Origin of the sequence: Flavobacterium sp. RSB2_4_14 (assembly GCF_051547085.1) — a bacterium.
Lineage (GTDB): Bacteria > Bacteroidota > Bacteroidia > Flavobacteriales > Flavobacteriaceae > Flavobacterium.
Genome location: NZ_JBPTTL010000001.1, coordinates 1 through 17,528 on the forward strand (window position 1 = coordinate 1; position 17,528 = coordinate 17,528).

General features: G+C 34.1%; 17 protein-coding genes. 5 read left to right on the top strand and 12 right to left on the bottom strand.

From position 1 onward, the window contains the following. Positions 1-91 precede the first annotated feature (91 nt). Positions 92-1,324 carry an ABC transporter permease gene (locus ACSVH2_RS00005; RefSeq protein WP_438092244.1) on the bottom strand — a complete coding sequence of 411 codons (1,233 nt, stop codon included), beginning with the start codon at positions 1,322-1,324 and terminating at the stop codon, positions 92-94. A gap of 4 nt (positions 1,325-1,328) precedes the next feature. On the opposite strand from ACSVH2_RS00005, the gene ACSVH2_RS00010 reads away from it, so the two are divergent. Further along, positions 1,329-2,546: an exo-beta-N-acetylmuramidase NamZ family protein gene (locus tag ACSVH2_RS00010; protein WP_438091104.1), complete on the top strand. Its 1,218-nt coding sequence runs from the start codon at positions 1,329-1,331 to the stop codon at positions 2,544-2,546. A 207-nt stretch (positions 2,547-2,753) separates the two neighbouring features. On the opposite strand, the gene ACSVH2_RS00015 is transcribed toward ACSVH2_RS00010, so the two are convergent. Next, entirely contained in the window at positions 2,754-3,248 is a 495-nt protein-coding gene (locus ACSVH2_RS00015) for a YkgJ family cysteine cluster protein (RefSeq protein ID WP_438091105.1), read from the bottom strand. A gap of 77 nt (positions 3,249-3,325) precedes the next feature. Here ACSVH2_RS00015 and ACSVH2_RS00020 point away from each other — a divergent pair, with 77 nt between their 5' ends. Further along, positions 3,326-4,024 (top strand): class I SAM-dependent methyltransferase, encoded by a 699-nt coding sequence (locus ACSVH2_RS00020; protein ID WP_438091106.1) that lies wholly within the window; start codon positions 3,326-3,328, stop codon positions 4,022-4,024. A 43-nt stretch (positions 4,025-4,067) separates the two neighbouring features. Here ACSVH2_RS00020 and ACSVH2_RS00025 read toward each other — a convergent pair whose 3' ends face one another. The 8 genes from ACSVH2_RS00025 to ACSVH2_RS00060 form a co-directional block, all read right to left on the bottom strand. Further along, complete coding sequence (locus tag ACSVH2_RS00025) at positions 4,068-4,472, bottom strand: DUF2059 domain-containing protein (protein ID WP_438091107.1); 405 nt, start codon at positions 4,470-4,472, stop codon at positions 4,068-4,070. A gap of 27 nt (positions 4,473-4,499) precedes the next feature. Beyond that, entirely contained in the window at positions 4,500-5,132 is a 633-nt protein-coding gene (locus ACSVH2_RS00030) for a 7-carboxy-7-deazaguanine synthase QueE (protein ID WP_438091108.1), read from the bottom strand. Positions 5,133-5,249: 117 nt separating this feature from the next. Beyond that, the gene (locus ACSVH2_RS00035) at positions 5,250-6,911 is read right to left on the bottom strand and encodes a tetratricopeptide repeat protein (RefSeq protein ID WP_438091109.1); all 1,662 of its coding nucleotides are present in this window, start codon (positions 6,909-6,911) and stop codon (positions 5,250-5,252) included. 10 nt (positions 6,912-6,921) lie between these two features. Further along, on the bottom strand, positions 6,922-7,842 hold the full coding sequence (locus ACSVH2_RS00040) for a PstS family phosphate ABC transporter substrate-binding protein (protein ID WP_438091110.1): 921 nt from the start codon (positions 7,840-7,842) through the stop codon (positions 6,922-6,924). Between the two features lie 233 nt (positions 7,843-8,075). Next, positions 8,076-8,867 carry an energy transducer TonB gene (locus ACSVH2_RS00045; RefSeq protein ID WP_438091111.1) on the bottom strand — a complete coding sequence of 264 codons (792 nt, stop codon included), beginning with the start codon at positions 8,865-8,867 and terminating at the stop codon, positions 8,076-8,078. Between the two features lie 32 nt (positions 8,868-8,899). Further along, complete coding sequence (locus ACSVH2_RS00050; protein WP_438091112.1) at positions 8,900-9,463, bottom strand: ExbD/TolR family protein; 564 nt, start codon at positions 9,461-9,463, stop codon at positions 8,900-8,902. A 19-nt stretch (positions 9,464-9,482) separates the two neighbouring features. Then, complete coding sequence (locus tag ACSVH2_RS00055) at positions 9,483-10,109, bottom strand: ExbD/TolR family protein (RefSeq protein WP_438091113.1); 627 nt, start codon at positions 10,107-10,109, stop codon at positions 9,483-9,485. A 42-nt stretch (positions 10,110-10,151) separates the two neighbouring features. Further along, positions 10,152-10,973, bottom strand: coding sequence for a MotA/TolQ/ExbB proton channel family protein (locus ACSVH2_RS00060; RefSeq protein WP_438091114.1), 822 nt, complete (start codon positions 10,971-10,973; stop codon positions 10,152-10,154). 393 nt (positions 10,974-11,366) lie between these two features. Here ACSVH2_RS00060 and ACSVH2_RS00065 point away from each other — a divergent pair, with 393 nt between their 5' ends. The 3 genes from ACSVH2_RS00065 to ACSVH2_RS00075 are packed head-to-tail and all read left to right on the top strand — an operon-like array spanning position 11,367 to position 13,619. Beyond that, the gene (locus ACSVH2_RS00065) at positions 11,367-12,887 is read left to right on the top strand and encodes a helicase HerA-like domain-containing protein (protein WP_438091115.1); all 1,521 of its coding nucleotides are present in this window, start codon (positions 11,367-11,369) and stop codon (positions 12,885-12,887) included. Continuing rightward, positions 12,887-13,255 (top strand): DMT family protein, encoded by a 369-nt coding sequence (locus ACSVH2_RS00070; RefSeq protein ID WP_438091116.1) that lies wholly within the window; start codon positions 12,887-12,889, stop codon positions 13,253-13,255. Before ACSVH2_RS00065 ends, ACSVH2_RS00070 begins: the two co-directional genes overlap by 1 nt. A gap of 4 nt (positions 13,256-13,259) precedes the next feature. Next, entirely contained in the window at positions 13,260-13,619 is a 360-nt protein-coding gene (locus tag ACSVH2_RS00075; protein WP_438091117.1) for a cupin domain-containing protein, read from the top strand. 38 nt (positions 13,620-13,657) lie between these two features. On the opposite strand, the gene ACSVH2_RS00080 is transcribed toward ACSVH2_RS00075, so the two are convergent. After that, on the bottom strand, positions 13,658-15,010 hold the full coding sequence (locus tag ACSVH2_RS00080; RefSeq protein WP_438091118.1) for an FAD-dependent oxidoreductase: 1,353 nt from the start codon (positions 15,008-15,010) through the stop codon (positions 13,658-13,660). Between the two features lie 75 nt (positions 15,011-15,085). Beyond that, the gene (locus tag ACSVH2_RS00085; protein ID WP_438091119.1) at positions 15,086-17,473 is read right to left on the bottom strand and encodes a penicillin acylase family protein; all 2,388 of its coding nucleotides are present in this window, start codon (positions 17,471-17,473) and stop codon (positions 15,086-15,088) included. Positions 17,474-17,528: the final 55 nt, after the last annotated feature.

The window sequence follows — 17,528 nt, forward strand, 5'->3', positions numbered from 1 at the left end:
CTTAATACGCTGAAAATGCGTTTCTTGAAGGTGAATTCTAAACAATAAAATCTTTATTGTACTGAATAAGGAACAAAATATTCTTTGAAGACTAGTCGAAACGGATGGATTTTGATGGAGTAATTTTGGTAATAATAAAAGATGGGATTAGTAAAACTAATAAACAAATTGATACAGTTCCTATATTTAGAAGTAGAATATAGAAAAGATTAATATCAACGGGTGCTTCATTCACATAATAACTTTCGGGATTTAATTTAATTACACCAAAATATTTTTGAATTAACAACAATCCTATCCCTATCAAATTTCCCCAAAACAACCCTCTAACAATTAAATAAAAAGCATTGTATAGAAATATCTTTCTAATTGACCAATTGTTAGCACCGAGGGATTTTAAAATTCCAATCATTTGGGTTCTTTCAAGAATCAAAACCAAGAGTGCTACAACCATATTAATGGTGGATACCGCAATCATAACGATTAAAATAATCACTATATTAAAATCAAAAAGTTTAAGCCATTCAAAAATATAATAGAATTTTTCAACTATGGTTTGAGAGTCAAGTGTAGAAGAAGTCTCTTGGTAAACTTGCTGTCCTTTCTCTTCAATTTGATTGAAATCATCAACAAAAACTTCAAAAGAACCTATTTCATCAGGCTTCCATTTATTTATTCTCTGAACATGACGAATATCACCAATAACATAAGTTGCATCAAATTCTTGAAATCCAGAATTATATATGCCGACAATCTCGAAATTTCGCAGATTAAACCCTTCATTATTTTCTTTTATAAAATAAGTGACAAATTTATTTCCAAGCTTCAATCCTAACCTATCAGCAAGGTATTGAGAAATTAAAACTTCTTCATTGAGGTATGACTTAAAATTAGGCAATCTCCCTTCTACTAAATACTCTTTTAAATTATCCGTTTGATAATCTTTACCAACACCTTTAAAAATGATTCCCTCAAAAGCTGTTTCTGTTCTTATGATACCCGCTTTAGAAGCAACCGCCTGTATGTGCTTTATTCCTTCAACACTATTAAAATTGGGATAAAAGTCTTGGTGAATAGAAATTGGATCAGTACTGACATCAGAATTATTATCGTTGTATCCGGAAATTATAATATGTCCATTAAATGATGATACTTTTTGGCGTATTTTTTGTTGCAAACCAATTCCAGTAGCAATAGAAATAATCATCATAATCATTCCAATAGCTATGGCAGTGATGGCAATTTTTATTATTGGCGCAGAAATACTACTTTTATGGTCTTTAGCAGTAATGAGTCGTTTTGCTATAAAATATTCTAATTTCAATAGTATGAATTCAAATTTGGTGTTCAAAAATACAGTTTTATTATCATTTTTACTAATACTATCTTGTGGTAGTTCAGTAAAGAATATAGAGAATAGAGAAAAGGAAATAGAGGATACTTCAGAAAATACAACCACAGGAATTCAAACCGGAGCTGATAATTATGCAGCTTATCTTCTTTTAATAAAAGATAAAAAAGTGGGAATTGTAACCAATCAAACGGGAATCATTTCCAACAAAATACATCTTGTTGATTTTCTTTTAGAACAAAAAATCAATCTCCAAAAAATCTTCGCTCCCGAACATGGATTCCGAGGCACGGCGGATGCAGGCGAACATATTGTTGATGGAAAAGACACTAAAACGAGTTTGCCTATAATCTCACTTTATGGCGATAACAAAAAACCAAAGCCAGAACAATTAGCAGGAATTGACATCATGGTTTTCGACTTACAAGATGTTGGCGCACGTTTTTACACTTATATTTCTTCGCTTCATTACATCATGGAAGCTTGTGCCGAAAACAATATTCCACTATTAGTTCTCGACAGACCAAATCCAAACGGTAGCATTGTGGATGGACCATTACTAGAAAAGGAATTCACCAGTTTTGTGGGAATGCACCAAATTCCCTTATTACACGGAATGACCATTGGCGAATATGCCCAAATGATTAATGGCGAAAAATGGTTGAAAAACGGAGTTAAATGCAACTTAACTGTAATCCCTTGTTTGAATTACAAAAGAGAAATGCCATATAGTTTGCCTGTAAAACCATCACCAAATTTACCTAATGACCAATCGATAAATTTATATGCCAGTTTATGTTTATTTGAAGGCACTAATGTTAGCGTTGGTCGTGGCACTGAAAAACAATTTCAAATCTATGGTTCTCCATTTCTACCAAAAAGTGATTTTAGTTTTACACCTGTTCCGAATTTTGGCGCTAAAGAACCGTTGCACAAAGGACAATTATGTTACGGAGAAGATTTATCCAAAATAGAGAAAGTAAAACAACTAGAATTGAAATGGTTGATAAAAGCGTACAATACCACATCAGATAAAACCAAATTCTTCAATTCATTTTTTACTAAACTTGCTGGAACAAAAAAACTACAACAACAAATTGAAACAGGAGTTACTGAAACTGAAATTAGAAATTCTTGGAAACAAGGATTGAGTGATTTTAAAGAAATGAGAAAAAAGTATTTGATATACCAATAGAAAAATCAAGATGGAGAAAAGATCACAAAAAATAACTCAATCAATTCTTATTATTTTTATAGGTATTTTAGCAATAGGTTTTGGATTCACAACAAATTTAGGTCATCCAATAAATACAATTTGTTTTCTACTAGGATTAGCATTAACATTTTTAGGATTAATATTTTTTATTTTAAAGGTTAATTCTAAGTAATAAGAAAATTGTCTTTACAAAGGTATTTTCTTCTTCATTTCTTCCACAATATTATACGCTGCCGGACAAATAGCTACATTTTTCAGTGTTAAATCCGAAATTTGCTGAAACTTTTTTCTATCTGTGTGTGGAAATTCGCGACACGCTTTAGGACGAACTTCATATATCATGCAATAATTTTCATTATCCAAAAATGTACACTGAACGCTTTGTAACACATAATCTTTATCCTCATCAATTCTTAAATATTGGTCGATGAATTGCTGTGGTTTTTGCTTTAAATGCTTTGCTATTCGTTCTATGTCTGCCAAAGTAAAAAGTGGACCTGTAGTTTTACAACAATTGGCACAGTTCAAACAATCGGTTCTTTTGAACTCGGCATCATGCAAATCCTGCATGACATAATCCAAATTCTTGGGTGTTTTCTTTTTCAGCTTATCAAAATACTTTTTGTTTTCGATATGCTTATCTTTGGCAAGCTTTTGTAATTGTTCGAGTTGGTTTAACATTGTTTAAAATTGTTTAAGGTTGTTAAATCCTTATTTGTAAACAAAATTAAACCTTTAAACAATTTAAACTATATTAAATGAAAGATTTATTCGGCCAAGCCATACTCGATTTTCAAACTAATAATTCCCCCGAAGATTTATTTACAGAAACTAATATCTCCGAACTTGACGAAATGAGCGTTGCCTATCTTTTCAGAAATTACAATGAAATGCCTAAACTTGAAAAGAAAGCATTACAACTCACCAAAGGGAAAGTTCTCGACATTGGTTGTGGTGCAGGAAGTCATAGTTTGTATCTTCAGGAGAAAGGATTTGATGTTACTTCGATAGACATTTCTGAAAATGCTATTAAAGCATGTGAAATAAGAGGATTACAAAACACTAAAGTTCAAAATATAGTAGAAGTTGAAAATGAAAAATTTGACACTATTCTACTTTTGATGAATGGCACTGGTATTTTTGAAACCTTAGCTAAAACTTCGAAATATTTGCAAAAACTTAAGTCGCTTTTAAATCCAAACGGGCAAATCCTTATTGATAGTTCCGATATCATTTATATGTTTGACAAAGATGATGATGGTAGTTTTCAAGTTCCTGCCGATGGATATTATGGAGAATTGACTTTTACTATTTGCTATAAAAATGAAACCGAAGAACCATTTCCTTGGTTATATCTTGATTACAACACGTTGCAAAATGCAGCTTTTGCCAATGGCTTGCAATGCGAATTAATTTTAGAAGGAAATCATTTTGATTATTTAGCAAAGTTGTTTTAAAAAATAAATCCCAAACTGAGTTTGGGATTTATTTGAAACTCTATTATTGCATGTATTTTGACATCATAGCTTGCATATCTCCTTGCAAACTCATCATAGCTGCTTGCGATTTTTCTGCAATTACTTCTGATTTTTCAGCCATTTTTTTACCTGTTGGACTATCGTAAAAAGCTAACATAGCTTTTACATCTTCTTTAGTATATTCGTTCATATAAATTTCGGCTGTAGCATCGTTTGCTTTTTTTATTAACGCATCAAATTCAACTACAAATGCTGCTTGCTTTTCAGCGGGTATCATTCCAAGTAATTGTTTTTTGGCTGCATTCAATTGACCTGAACCACCACTTTTTTCTATTACTTGTAATACTTCTTCTTTACTTGGTTTGTCTTGTGCAAAACCTACTTGTGAAACAAATGCAAATGCTATTGCAATTAAAAATTTTTTCATTTTAGTTTAGTTTATAGATTTAAAAAATTAAGGAATATTCAAATATTTATGGGTTTGTAATGACACTCTCCACTTTGGATTTTTCATCACATAGTCCACAATCAATGGTGTCATTTCTTCTTTTTTGCTCCATTCTGGTTGCAAGAAAAGAATCGCATTATTATTCACCTTTACAGCTTGTTCTTCAGCAAAAATAAAATCGTGTTTGTTGTAAATAATAACTTTTAGTTCATCAGCAATGGCATACGCATCGTCAACAGGAAGTTTATTTTTCTTTGGCGAAAGACAAAACCAATCCCAAGTTCCAGTCACAGGATAAGCACCAGAGGTTTCAATGTGTACTTTTAGATTTTTATCTTTTAACTTTTGTGTTAATACAGTCATGTCCCATGTTAAAGGTTCACCACCAGTTACAACAACTGTGTCAGCATATTTCTTGGCATTTTCAACAATTAAATCAGTAGCCGTTGGTGGATGCAATTCGGCATTCCAACTTTCTTTTACATCACACCAATGACATCCTACATCGCAACCGCCAATTCTGATAAAATAAGCCGCTGTTCCCGTGTGAAATCCTTCGCCTTGAATAGTGTAAAACTCTTCCATTAACGGAAGCATTTCTCCTTTATCAACCGCTAATTGTGTTTCTTTTGATAACATTTTTTCTAATATAGTTGGCAAAGATACTAATTAAACATTTGTATTAATTTGTATTTTTTTCAAATAAAAAACCGTCCCAAATTATTGGAACGGTTTACTTATAATTTAGCCAAAATTTTATTTCAACATTTTTATTGCTTCAAGTGCATAAGCATTTGCAGGATCAAGCGCTAAAGATTTGTTTAAAAGCGAAATTGCTTTTGGTTTATCTGAATTAGCATAAAAAGAAGCCATGTTGTTATAAGACTCGATAAACTTATTTTTACTTTTTGTGATTTCAGCATCTCCTTTTGCGGTAACAACATCTACATATTGTTGATAATAGGTTGCCATCAACTCATCTTTTTCCAATAAATTATTCGTTCTTGCTCTAAACAAGTAAGCATCTTGAGTAGTTGGCGATGCGGTGATTACATTTCCAAGTGCAGTATCTGCTTTTTGTAGCGCAATTGGATCTGGTTTAACAACATCTTTTCTAGTATTATCATAATACAAAGAAGTTCCCAAATAGAAATTATCAAGTGTATAGTTTTTAGAAGTTGGTACAGTTACCGCTACTTCAAAAACGGCTGCAGCTGCTCCAAATGCTTTTTGATCGTATAACTTTTTCCCCATTTCATTCAGTTCATTTGCGGCAAGCGGTTCTAATTCCACTGCTTTTTTAAGATCTTCGATAGCAGAAGCTAACAAAGCGGCATCAACTGATTTACCATCGGCACTTGTTCCTTTTTTTATTTTGGATTGCGCCATATACATATAATCACGAGGAATGATTTTATTAGTAAGTTTTGATGTAAATTCTTTTAGGGCATTCAAAGCAGACTCAGGATTTCCATTTTCAAAAGCCGAATAACCCAAGTAACGTAGAATTCTAGGATTTACACCATCTAATTTTTTCATTTCATTAGCTTCAACTTCTAATGCTTTGTAATCTTTGGCTAAGATTAAAAAGTCAGCGTGACGCATACGTGAATTTAGAGAGTAATCAGTTAAACTCATGTACTTTTCATAAAAACCTAATGCTTTTTGAATTTTTTCATTATAGGTTTTTGGTTCATTATTTCCCCACAAATAATAGGTTTCTGCCAATTCTCTATAAACAGGACCATAATTCGGATTGATTGCAATTACTTCATCAAACGCTTTTACTGCTTCTGTGTAAGCTTTGGCGCCTTTCAATAAAACGCCCAATTGCATTTTTGCTCTTATTAATGTAGGATCAGTTTGGTATGCATTTCTGTAGGCAACATAAGAGTCGTTTTGATTTTTGTCTCCATAATACGCATCACCCAAAGCCAATTGCACTTGTGCATCAGTAGGATTTGCAGTTTTCGCTTTGGTTAAAACCTCAATGGCACTTTTGAAATCTGGTTTATCAGCATTCATATAGGCACGAGCGATATAAACATATTCTTCGGTGTCCTTCTTTTTCATGTCTTTGGTAACCAAATCAAATTTAGCTTGAGCTGCCGCCTTGTTATTGTCATCCAAATCCATTTGACCCAAACCAATGTTATTGAACTTTGCACTTTCACTACAAGCCAGTCCTTTTTTGAAATAAATAGTAGCCGAGTCGGCAATATTTTGTCTCAAGTATATGTTACCCAAAAGAAAAGTGGCTTTCCCATTAGATGGTTTTGCTTGTATAACTGATTTCAGCATTGATTTTGCTTTTTCAAACTGTTCTGCATCTATTGCCTTCTTCGCTGGTTCTAAATCTTGTGCTTTCGCAAATGTTGTTGCTACTAACGCTAAGCTGAAAATTTTAAACTTGTTCATCTTACAATTTTTATTTTTTATCTTTACTAACATTATTTCTTATCATTATTTTTCTTGTGGGAACACGCTCAGGTACTAATCCTGACTTTAAAATAATGCGTTGTCCTCTTTCTCCTCCAAGGAAGGAAGCAAACCCCATTCCCAATCCAGAATATCCTTGACAATTGATGATATACAAATGACGTGCCAAAGGATACTTGCCTAATGCAAGATTATCTTGTGTAGGGAAAACATACTCATTAGAATCCTTTCCTTTTACGCCTAAAACATTGACTTTATCTACAACTTCTTGCAAATCTAATGGCGGTTGAAAAATCCAATTCATTCCTATGACACCGATCATGCCATTGTTCTCTGCCACATATTTAATTACTTCTTCATTTGTTTTAAATGAAAAAATGTTTTTTTGATTAGTAATAGCAATTCCTGCTACTTCAGAAATATACCTTGCCGTACTAGAATTAGCATTATCAAACACTAAACCTTTTATTGATGGCACTGGTTTGCCATGTACAAAATCAATAACATCTTGCAAAGCTATTAAAGTGTCATTTGCCGTTTTATTTTTAATAAAAGCCACAGCATCTGTTGCGAATGGTGTAATCTTTGGAAATATTTTTTTGCTTTTGAAAGAAGCTAATTCAGCATCTGAAAGCGTTCTTGTTATAACAGCAATTTTAGCTGTGTCTGTCAACATCGAATTCAAAACTTCATTTTCTGATTTTGAAACTAAATGTAACTTGGCATCATATTGTGTTTCAAATACCGCTACTTCATCTTCTACTATTGGCAAAATAGATTCGTCTACATAAATTGTAGCTTTTCCTTTGATAATAGTTTCTTTATTGTCTTCAGTTTTCTGTTGACAAGAGAAAACAAAAAGCAAAGTCAGTAGTAAAAAACCAGTAATTGTTTTGGTTACTTTATTCATTTCAAAAATTATTCTTTAGTAAAGAAACGCAAAAATCGTAAAAAAGAATATACAATTAACAAAATACCAAAAACAATTCTATAATTGTATGGTAAAGTTAAGGGCAGCGACTTCCAAAATATAATAATCAAGCCAAGTGTTAAATAAATCAAAAAAAACAAAATCCCTATAACGAGAAGAAATCGCTCTTTAAGCGATTTCTTCTGAAAATTTTCAATGAATTTGGAAATCATTTATTCTGCTGATTGTATAGAAATTGGAAGCGAGTACAATACTCTCACTTTTTTCCCGTTTTGTTCTCCAGGATTCCATCTAGGACATGATTTTAAAACTCTCATAGCTTCTTTTCCTGTTCCGTAACCAATGTCTCTAATTACTTTGATATCCGTTAATGAACCGTCTTTTTCAACAACAAAAGTTACAAATATTTTTCCTTTCAATCCTTCTTCTTCTGGAACTTGGAAATTTTTACCAATAAATTTGTAAAATTTCTCTAATCCTCCAGGAAAATCTGGTTTAACTTCGATACCTGCCGTGTTGTAGATAGTATTATCTTCTTCTACCACTTCACTTGGTCCGTTTCCTACTGGTTCAACAGTAAGTTCAGCATCTGGATCACCTTTGATAGTTTCTTTTCCAAGATTTTTATCTTTTATATCCTCTATCTTTACTATTTCTTCGGTAATATCTTCCGTTTTTGCCACTACTGGTTTAACAAATTTTACCTGATCCACTTTTGGTGGTGGTGGTGGTGGTGGTGGAAGATCTTTTGGTTGTTCTTCTTTAGGAGGTAATTTGATTGTTACAATTTTCTTATCCATGGACTCTTCCTCTTTGGATAAATCGGGAATTAAGTCTATAATTAATGGAGAAGCTACTGCAAAACAAAAAATTAATGCTCCAATAAGAAGAGAACGCAACGTAGTTTTAGGACTATCTTTTCGCAATTCATATGCACCATATGCCTTGTTACGCCCTTCAAAAACGATGTCAATCCACTGTCTCGTTAATAAGTCTAATTTCATTTTTTAAAATTTTAAAGATTAGCACAAGAGCATTACTTGTTCATTTCGTCTATTAGTTTCTGTTCTTCAGGTGTAATGTCATTTACAATAGCATAGGTTGGCACATTGCAAATAGCCATTTCATCTAAAATGTCCACTAAGTTTCTATAAGTCGATTTTTTGGAAGGTTTGATAATTACAATCATACCTTTATCTTTATTACCAGTAACTTGAGGAATTGAAACTACGCGTTTCAATATCTCTTTACGGATACCATTTTTACCATAAACCGCATCAGTCACACCACCATTTTGTTCTGGTGCTTCAAGCAATCCATGAAACCATTTGATTTTATTATCTTTTCCTAAGATAACAGTCATCGTTCTTCTTTGATCAACTTTTATATCAGTTTTAACATCATCTGGTTTATCTTTATCTGGCAAACCCAAATCCATAGATTGTGGTTTTGATAAAGAGGTTGTAAGCATAAAGAAGGTAATTAATAAGAAAGCCAAATCCACCATGGCTGTTAAGTCAACCTTTGCGTTAGATTTTTTACTCCTTACCTTTTTACTTCCTTTTTTGCCACCGCCATCGCCGGTATTTAATTCAGCCATTTTGTATTATTATTAAATATTAATAATCTTTTCCTCTTAAACCAGTAACTAAATTAAAGCTATTGATTTTTTGGTCTTGCAACATATCCATGATTTTTTTAATCTGTGGATACTCTTCTTTTGCATCTCCTTTGATAGCAAATTGCAACTCTTTATCAGCTACATCTATATTTGCTTGGCGCGCAGTATATATCCAATCTTTCAATTGGTTATTGATAGAGTCACAAGGAATTCCAGGTTGAACACCCGCTTTTGATCTATCAGAACCTTTCATGGCTAATAATTCTTTCATAGACTGTATTGGCACACCAAACTCTTCTACAAGAGAAAACTGTGTTTTTTCATCATCAGTGAAAGTTACATTATATTTCTCAGCCATTAACTCCAATGTTTTAATACGTACATCTCTTCCTTTTACACCAAAGAACACTTGTTCTTTGCCTTCACTTTTACCAACTGTCAAAGTCGCCAAATCAGTGTCTGGCAATTTAGTTTGAACCGTTGATGAAGGTGTGTCCACAGGTAACGGCGCAGGCACTTTGGCCGTTGCTGTTAAGATAAAAAATGTAAGTAAAAGGAAAGCCACATCACACATCGCCGTCATGTCGATGGAAGTTGACTTTTTTGACATTTTTACTTTACTCATTATTTTTGTTTTTAAACAATTTTAGATAATTCTAAAACTGTATTATGATTTTAAACTTCCTCTGAATTTTCTGTAAGTGTTCACGATAGTTGAACCTGCTTCATCAATAGAGTAAGTTAACGTATCGATTTTAGAAGTAAAATAGTTATAAGTAACAATTGCCAAAGCAGAAGTAGAAATACCTGTTGCAGTATTGATAAGTGCTTCAGAAATACCATTTGCTAATGCCGCTTGGTCTGGAGTTCCAGCTGTTGCTAACGCACCAAATGCTTTAATCATCCCTGTTACAGTTCCTAATAATCCTGCAAGTGTTCCAAGCGCAACAAGAGTTGACAAAATAGTCATGTGTTGCTCTAACATTGGCATTTCAAGAGCTGTAGCTTCTTCAATTTCTTTATGGATAGTTTCAGCCGCTTCTTCACTTGTGAAACCTTCTTTTTTAACTTCTTGGTATTTTACCAAAGCAGATTTAATAGAATTAGCAACAGAACCTTGTTGTTTGTCACAAGCACTGATTGCATCTTCAATATTTCCTTGTTTGATGTTCCCTTGAACATTTTTCATGAACACATCCAATTTTCCTTTTCCAGCCGCTTTTGTGATAACAGCAAAACGCTCAATAGAAAAAACAACCACCATCAACAATAACCCCATTAAAACAGGAACAATTGGTCCACCTTTATAAACCATTGCCAAATAATTTCCTGGTAGCGGATGACCTGTATTAACTCCACCTTCAAAATTTGAGCCAGCACCCATGATGAAATTCCATACCAGAATACCAACTAAGATACATGCTACAATTACAATTCCAGAGAACATAGTTCCTCCTTTTGATCCACTTTCTTGCTTAACGTTTGCCATTTTTTTTAAATTTTAAATGTTTTAAATAAATTATAATTTTTAGTTGTTTATAAACTTGTTTGGGACAAATTTAATTTTTTACTTGAAATAAAAAAACTTTTTTTACTATTAATACGATATCGATTTAAATGCACCCAAAAGAGCGATTCAGTCATCAGAAATATTCGCTAAATATAACATTAAAATAAGACTGATTTTTAAGGTTTTAATAGGTCATCTATAGCATAACGTAAAAAGGTTTGAAAATGTATTTTTTTAAGCAACTATTTTGAATTGTAAGGACTAAAACCTATTTTGATTAGATTAAATAAGATTATCATTTCTTGTTTTCAAAAAATGCATTATTTTGCAATACATTTATAGTCACAATTCTAATTTCAAAAAATACAAACCATGCCAACTTCATCAGATTTCACAAAACATATAAATGAAGGTTATACTTCAAAAGGAGAAAGCATTATCCTTGGAGGTGCAATGCTAAATGGCGAAGCCGTTGCAGATACTTTTGTAAAAGTGCCTTTAAAAACGTTAAACCGTCACGGATTAATTGCTGGCGCAACAGGAACTGGAAAAACCAAAACTATTCAAGTACTGTCTGAACAATTGTCCTCATTTGGAATTCCAGTGCTCATGATGGATATCAAAGGTGATTTTTCTGGGATTGCAAAAGAAGGTGAAGAAAAACCATTCATAACTGAACGTCATGCCAAAATAAATATTCCCTACAAAACGCAAAGTTTCCCTGTTGAATTGATGTCGTTATCGCAACAAGATGGTGTTAGATTGCGTGCCACGGTTTCTGAATTTGGTCCAGTACTCTTTTCCAGAATTCTAGATTTGAATGACACTCAAGCCGGAGTAGTTGCCGTGATTTTTAAATATTGTGATGACAAACAAATGCCGCTTTTGGACTTGAAGGATATCAAAAAAGTGATTAACTACATCACCGAAGAAGGCAAAGACGAAATCGAAGAAAACTATGGTAAAATATCTACCTCAACTACAGGAATTATTCTTCGTAAAATTATAGAATTAGAACAACAAGGCGGCGATATTTTCTTTGGCGAAAAATCATTTGAAATTGATGATTTAATGCGCATTGACGAAAACGGAAAAGGATATGTAAACATTATTCGCTTAACCGATATTCAAGACAAACCAAAACTATTCTCTACGTTTATGTTGAGTTTATTAGCAGAAATATACCAACAAATGCCTGAGAAAGGAGATGCAGATCAACCCGAATTGGTAATTTTTATAGACGAAGCCCATTTGATTTTTAATGAAGCTAGCGATGCTTTGTTGAACCAAATTGAAACCATCATCAAATTAATTCGTTCCAAAGGGATTGGTGTTTATTTTGTTACACAAAACCCAATGGATGTTCCTGCGAGTGTTTTGGCTCAATTAGGATTAAAAATCCAACATGCGCTACGTGCCTTCACTGCCAAAGACAGACAAGCCATCAAACAAACCGCTGAGAATTATCCGCTATCCGATTATTACAAAACCGATGAAGTATTGACATCACTCGGAATTGGAGAAGCTTTTGTAACTGCTTTGAACGAAAAAGGAATTCCAACACCATTGGCTGCGACCATGATGCGAGCGCCAATGAGTCGAATGGATGTATTAAATGAAACTGAAATTGCCGAAATCAATGCCAAATCAAAATTAGTTAGAAAATACAACGAAGAAATTGATCGCGACAGCGCTTATGAAATGCTAACCAAAAAAATAGAAGTGGCCAATCAACAAGCCGAAGCAGCGCAAGAAACCCAAGAAGAAGAAAAAAGAAAAACCAGCGAACCAAGCACCACCGAAGTCATCGGAAAATCCGTGGTAAAAGTGGTGACAAGTGCTACGTTTATACGTGGTATGTTTGGTGTATTAAGCAAACTCTTAAGAAAATAATGAAAAGTTTTTTAACCATTGGCTTACTAATACTATCCAATGTTTTTATGACCTTAGCATGGTATGGCCATTTGAAATTTAAAGAACTCAAATGGTTTGAAAATGCTGGCTTAATAACAATAGTTTTAATAAGTTGGGGATTGGCATTATTTGAATATTTCTTTCAAGTTCCAGCTAATAGAATTGGTTATCAAGGAAACGGCGGTCCGTTTTCTTTAGTGCAATTAAAAGTCATTCAAGAAGTAATAACTTTATCCATCTTTGTTATTTTCACACTGTTGTTTTTCAAAAATGAAACGTTAAAATGGAATCATTTAGTTGGTTTTATTTTCTTGGTTTTAGCCGTTTATTTTATCTTCAAAAAGTAATGACATGAAAAAATACCTCATCCAAAAATCACCCTTCATAGTTCCCACAACCGATGGAAAACTAATAGAAGAGCACCACGGAAAAGCAACTACCGATAATGATGAAATTTCCATAGCCCACATGATAGCACCACCCAAATGGAGCGAACCTTTTCAAACACCTGAGTTTGACGAATACACCTATATCATTTCGGGAAAAAAACAATTTATCATTGAAGATGAAGTGGTAGTACTGGAAGCGGGTCAATCCATCAAGATAGAAAAGAATACCAGAGTGCAATATTCCAATCCGTTTGACGAACCCTGTGAATATATTGCCATTTGCAAACCTGCCTTTGATTTCAACAAAGTACATCGAGAATGAAATTCCAAAAAATAAGATTCCAAATTACAAACTTTTACCTATTGGAATTTGGAATTTAAAAGTTGAATTATTTTTTGTTCCACTTCTTCACTATTCCATTTCTCCTCAATGTTTTCCATTTGCATCACTTCTTCCATAATTTTATTTTGGAAATCGCCAATGGCAAGCGCTTCGGAATAAGGTTGTAAACTGAAAGTTACTCTACTGTATAATGGCATCCATTTATCAGGATGTTTGTCTGAAAACCATTTTTCTATTTTCTTTTGTAATAAGAATTTGGCATCAGCTGTTTTTGAACTCATTTCCATAAAGTTTCGATACGATAGCTCTGCAATCGCATCTGTATTAGGTTTTCTAGAGTTTTCATATTCATTAAGCAAATTTGCCCAGTCATCACCATATTTATCTATCATTTCATTTAGCACAGTAATATCTTCAAATCCAGCATTCATTCCGTGACCGTAAAACGGAACAATGGCATGACAAGCATCGCCAATTAAGGCCACTTTATCTGAATAGGTCCAAGGAAAACATTTCATGGTAACCAAATAACTGGTAGGATTCTTAAAAAAATCTTCAACCAAATCAGGAATAACGGCTTTAGTATCTGGAAAGTGTAATCCAAAGAAAGTAATTAATTGATCTTTATTAGTTAATGATTCAAAAGAGTTTTCACCATCATGTGGCATAAAAAGAGTACATGTAAAACTACCGTCTAAATTGGCTAGTGCCATCAACATAAATCTTCCTCTAGGCCAAATGTGTAAAGAGTTTTTATCTAATTTGTGAGAGCCATCTTCATTAGCAGGAATGTGCAATTCTTTATACCCTATTTCTAGGAATTCTTGCGAATAATTAAACATGCTTTGGCGTTGCATACGGTGACGAATTCTAGAAAACGCACCATCCGAACCAAAAGTTAAATCATAATCTTCCGTCGTCCATTCGCCTCTTTCGGATTCGCCAATTGATATTGTTGCAGTGGTTAAATCAACATCCCAAACCTTTTGCTCAAACTTAAAATTAACGCCAGCTTGTTCGGCTAAATCAATCATTCGTTTATTTAAAACTCCTCTTGAGAGTGAATAAATACATTCGCCGTCCTTACCATAGTTTTGATAAATCAAACTGCTATCAACCATGTGAATGCAGCGTTTATCAACTGGAATTCCTATTTTTTTAATTTCATCTTCTAGACCAATATCCCGTAGGGTTTTCCAACCTCTATTGGACATTACAAGATTAATAGATCTTCCAGAAAAATTTATTTTTCTAATATCTGGACTTCTATCAAAAACATCTACTTGATGCCCTCTTTTTTTAAGATAAATTCCAAGTAAAGTGCCAACTAAACCAGAACCTACAATAGCAATTTTTTTGGGTGTTTGCATTTAATTTTACTAAGCGGTTTGCAAATTTATGTTTTTGAAACAAATAAATAATGGAATTGAGATAATTTTACAATCTTACTCTTTTGGTGTAAAGACTAGTTTCGTCGATGTCGCTTCGATTTCCTTTTTGTTCATTTTCATCTTTCTGAATTTCCCTTTCACGAATAAGTCCGATTGGTCGCTATAGTGTTCACTCATAGGATTGCCCGATTGCCCTGTAGGCAATACGCTCATACTGTTTTCAATATCTGAGAAATCTATAATTCTTCTCGTCGATGGTCCACCTTTGGTATTGATTAGCGCATCATCGGTATAGGTGAAAAGTTGGTTGTTGATGACTTCATTGGTGCCTGCAATAGGAAATGACCCAATGTTGAAAAATTGGCTAAACAATTTCACTTTCCCTATCGGATGTTGGTATGTTACTTGGTGTACTTTCCCCCATTGCCATTGATTGATGTCGTTGCCTAATTGTTTTTCAAGAGACGCCACAGCTTCTTTGAAAGATTGAGTTAAGATATCGGCTTGAGTCTCTTTCTTGTTTTTTGTAGCAACATTGTCCCACCATGGCGAAGTCACGTTCTTGGTTTGTGACTCAATAGTTTGTTTGATAATGTGAGTGTTCAGCAGTAGTGTAAAATTATCTTTCCCAAACTCATCTTCAAAAGTATCTTTCAAATACCAATAAAGCCATTTGTTTAATAGCGTTGGCGCAATATCCTCTGTATTGTTGGTAGATTGCCACTCTTTTAAAACAGTTAACGCTTGCTTTTCATTGGCACTGAAACCTTTGGTATTAATAGCTGCTGTCATAGTAGCCACGACAGTATGTGCAGTTGCCGACGTATTATCCACTATCATTTTGCTAACATCCTCTTTGGTCCAATTATTTTTAGGTTGTAGTAACGTATCTATGCGAAGTGCTCTGTCATTTGGCAAATAGTACCCAGGATACAAGTAACCATCAATAGCTTCGGGTTGATTGTTAGACGTGTACACATAATGCCACGGCGGATTAATAGCAGCCGGATGTTTAGCAAACGGAATGAACTCTTTCTTATCATCAATGCCGTTGGCGCCATTTAGAATAAAGTTAGTATTTACCGTTTTAGGCACTTTATACAGTTTGCCCGAAGTAATCCAAGCAATATTACCTTTGGCATCGCCATACATGATATTGAGCCCAGGTGCTTTGATAAGTTCAATGTTTTTATGAAAGTCTTCCAAGTTCTTGGCATGGCTTAACGAATAAACAGCATCTAGTATATGATTTTTTTCTTGGGTGTAAATCCAAGACATGGCTACTGATTGCTCTGATTTCAACCCTTCCAATAGACCAGTGATAATAGGTCCATGTTGACTGGTTTTTACATTGAGCTTTACATCGGTGCTGTCTTTTACTTTGATGATTCGCTGTTGGTAGGTGTAATTCTTATAACCTTCAGGGGTTTTGTACTGTTTTGGGTTATTGGGGTTTTCTTCTTCCAGAAAGAAATCAACGTCGTCGTTTTCAAACATCGTCAGTCCATAGGCGTAATTGCGGTTGTGTCCTAGCAGTGGAAACGGAGTTCCGGCAATGTAATAGCCATACATTTCATAATCAGGGCAAACAATGTGGGCTTCATACCATGTGCCGGGTTGCGAATACATAATGTGAGGGTCATTGGCAAGGATTACTTTTCCATTCTTGGTTTTGGCCTCGCCTAATACCCAACTATTACTTCCTATAAATGCAGGAACAGGTGATGCTTCCAGCAATGCGGCTACTGATTTGGATATTTCACTGTATTCTTTGTATTTGCCGTTGTGTGATAGCAATTGTTTGGTGTTTAATTCCCCATTGATGCCAAAGTCTTTCAGATAATCCATCCCAAAACGGTCTCTAATGTCCGTCAGTAATGGGTCGGTTTTTTGTGCCATAGCAAAACTGAAGGACATAAACCCAAATATGTTGTATACATCCTTTAGTGTGAACTTCTCTTTTTTAATATCCAGCAAAGTAAACTCTACTGGCGTTGTTCCTTCTTCCAAGTACTGGTTGATGCCGTCAAGATAGGCCGTTGCAAGAATGTAGGTTGGAGAGTTGTGGTCCAAATGAGCCACTGCGCTTTCAGAATTTTGATCAATACCAATACCAGCAAAGAATTTATCCGTTTTTAACGCTGGAGTTCCAAAGATTTCCGCCAATCTTCCGGGTGCGATGCGTCGCATGAGTTCCATTTGCCAAAGGCGGTCTTGGGCGTGAACGTAACCTAGTGTGGTCATGGCGTCTTTTTGGGAAGCGGCGTAGATGTGTGGCACACCATAGTCATCAAAATAGACTGTCGTTTGTTTGCTAATTCCAGTTAAGGAAGTTTCGCCTTCGTATTTGGGTTTGCTGTATTGTAAGTAACCAAAACCTATCAAGGCAATGAGGATTAGTAATGCTAATAGTATTAAAAGAGTTTTCTTTAAGAGTTTCATTTGGTATGATGTTTAGACAAATGTAATTAAATATCTAATGAATGAGTAAAGGGAA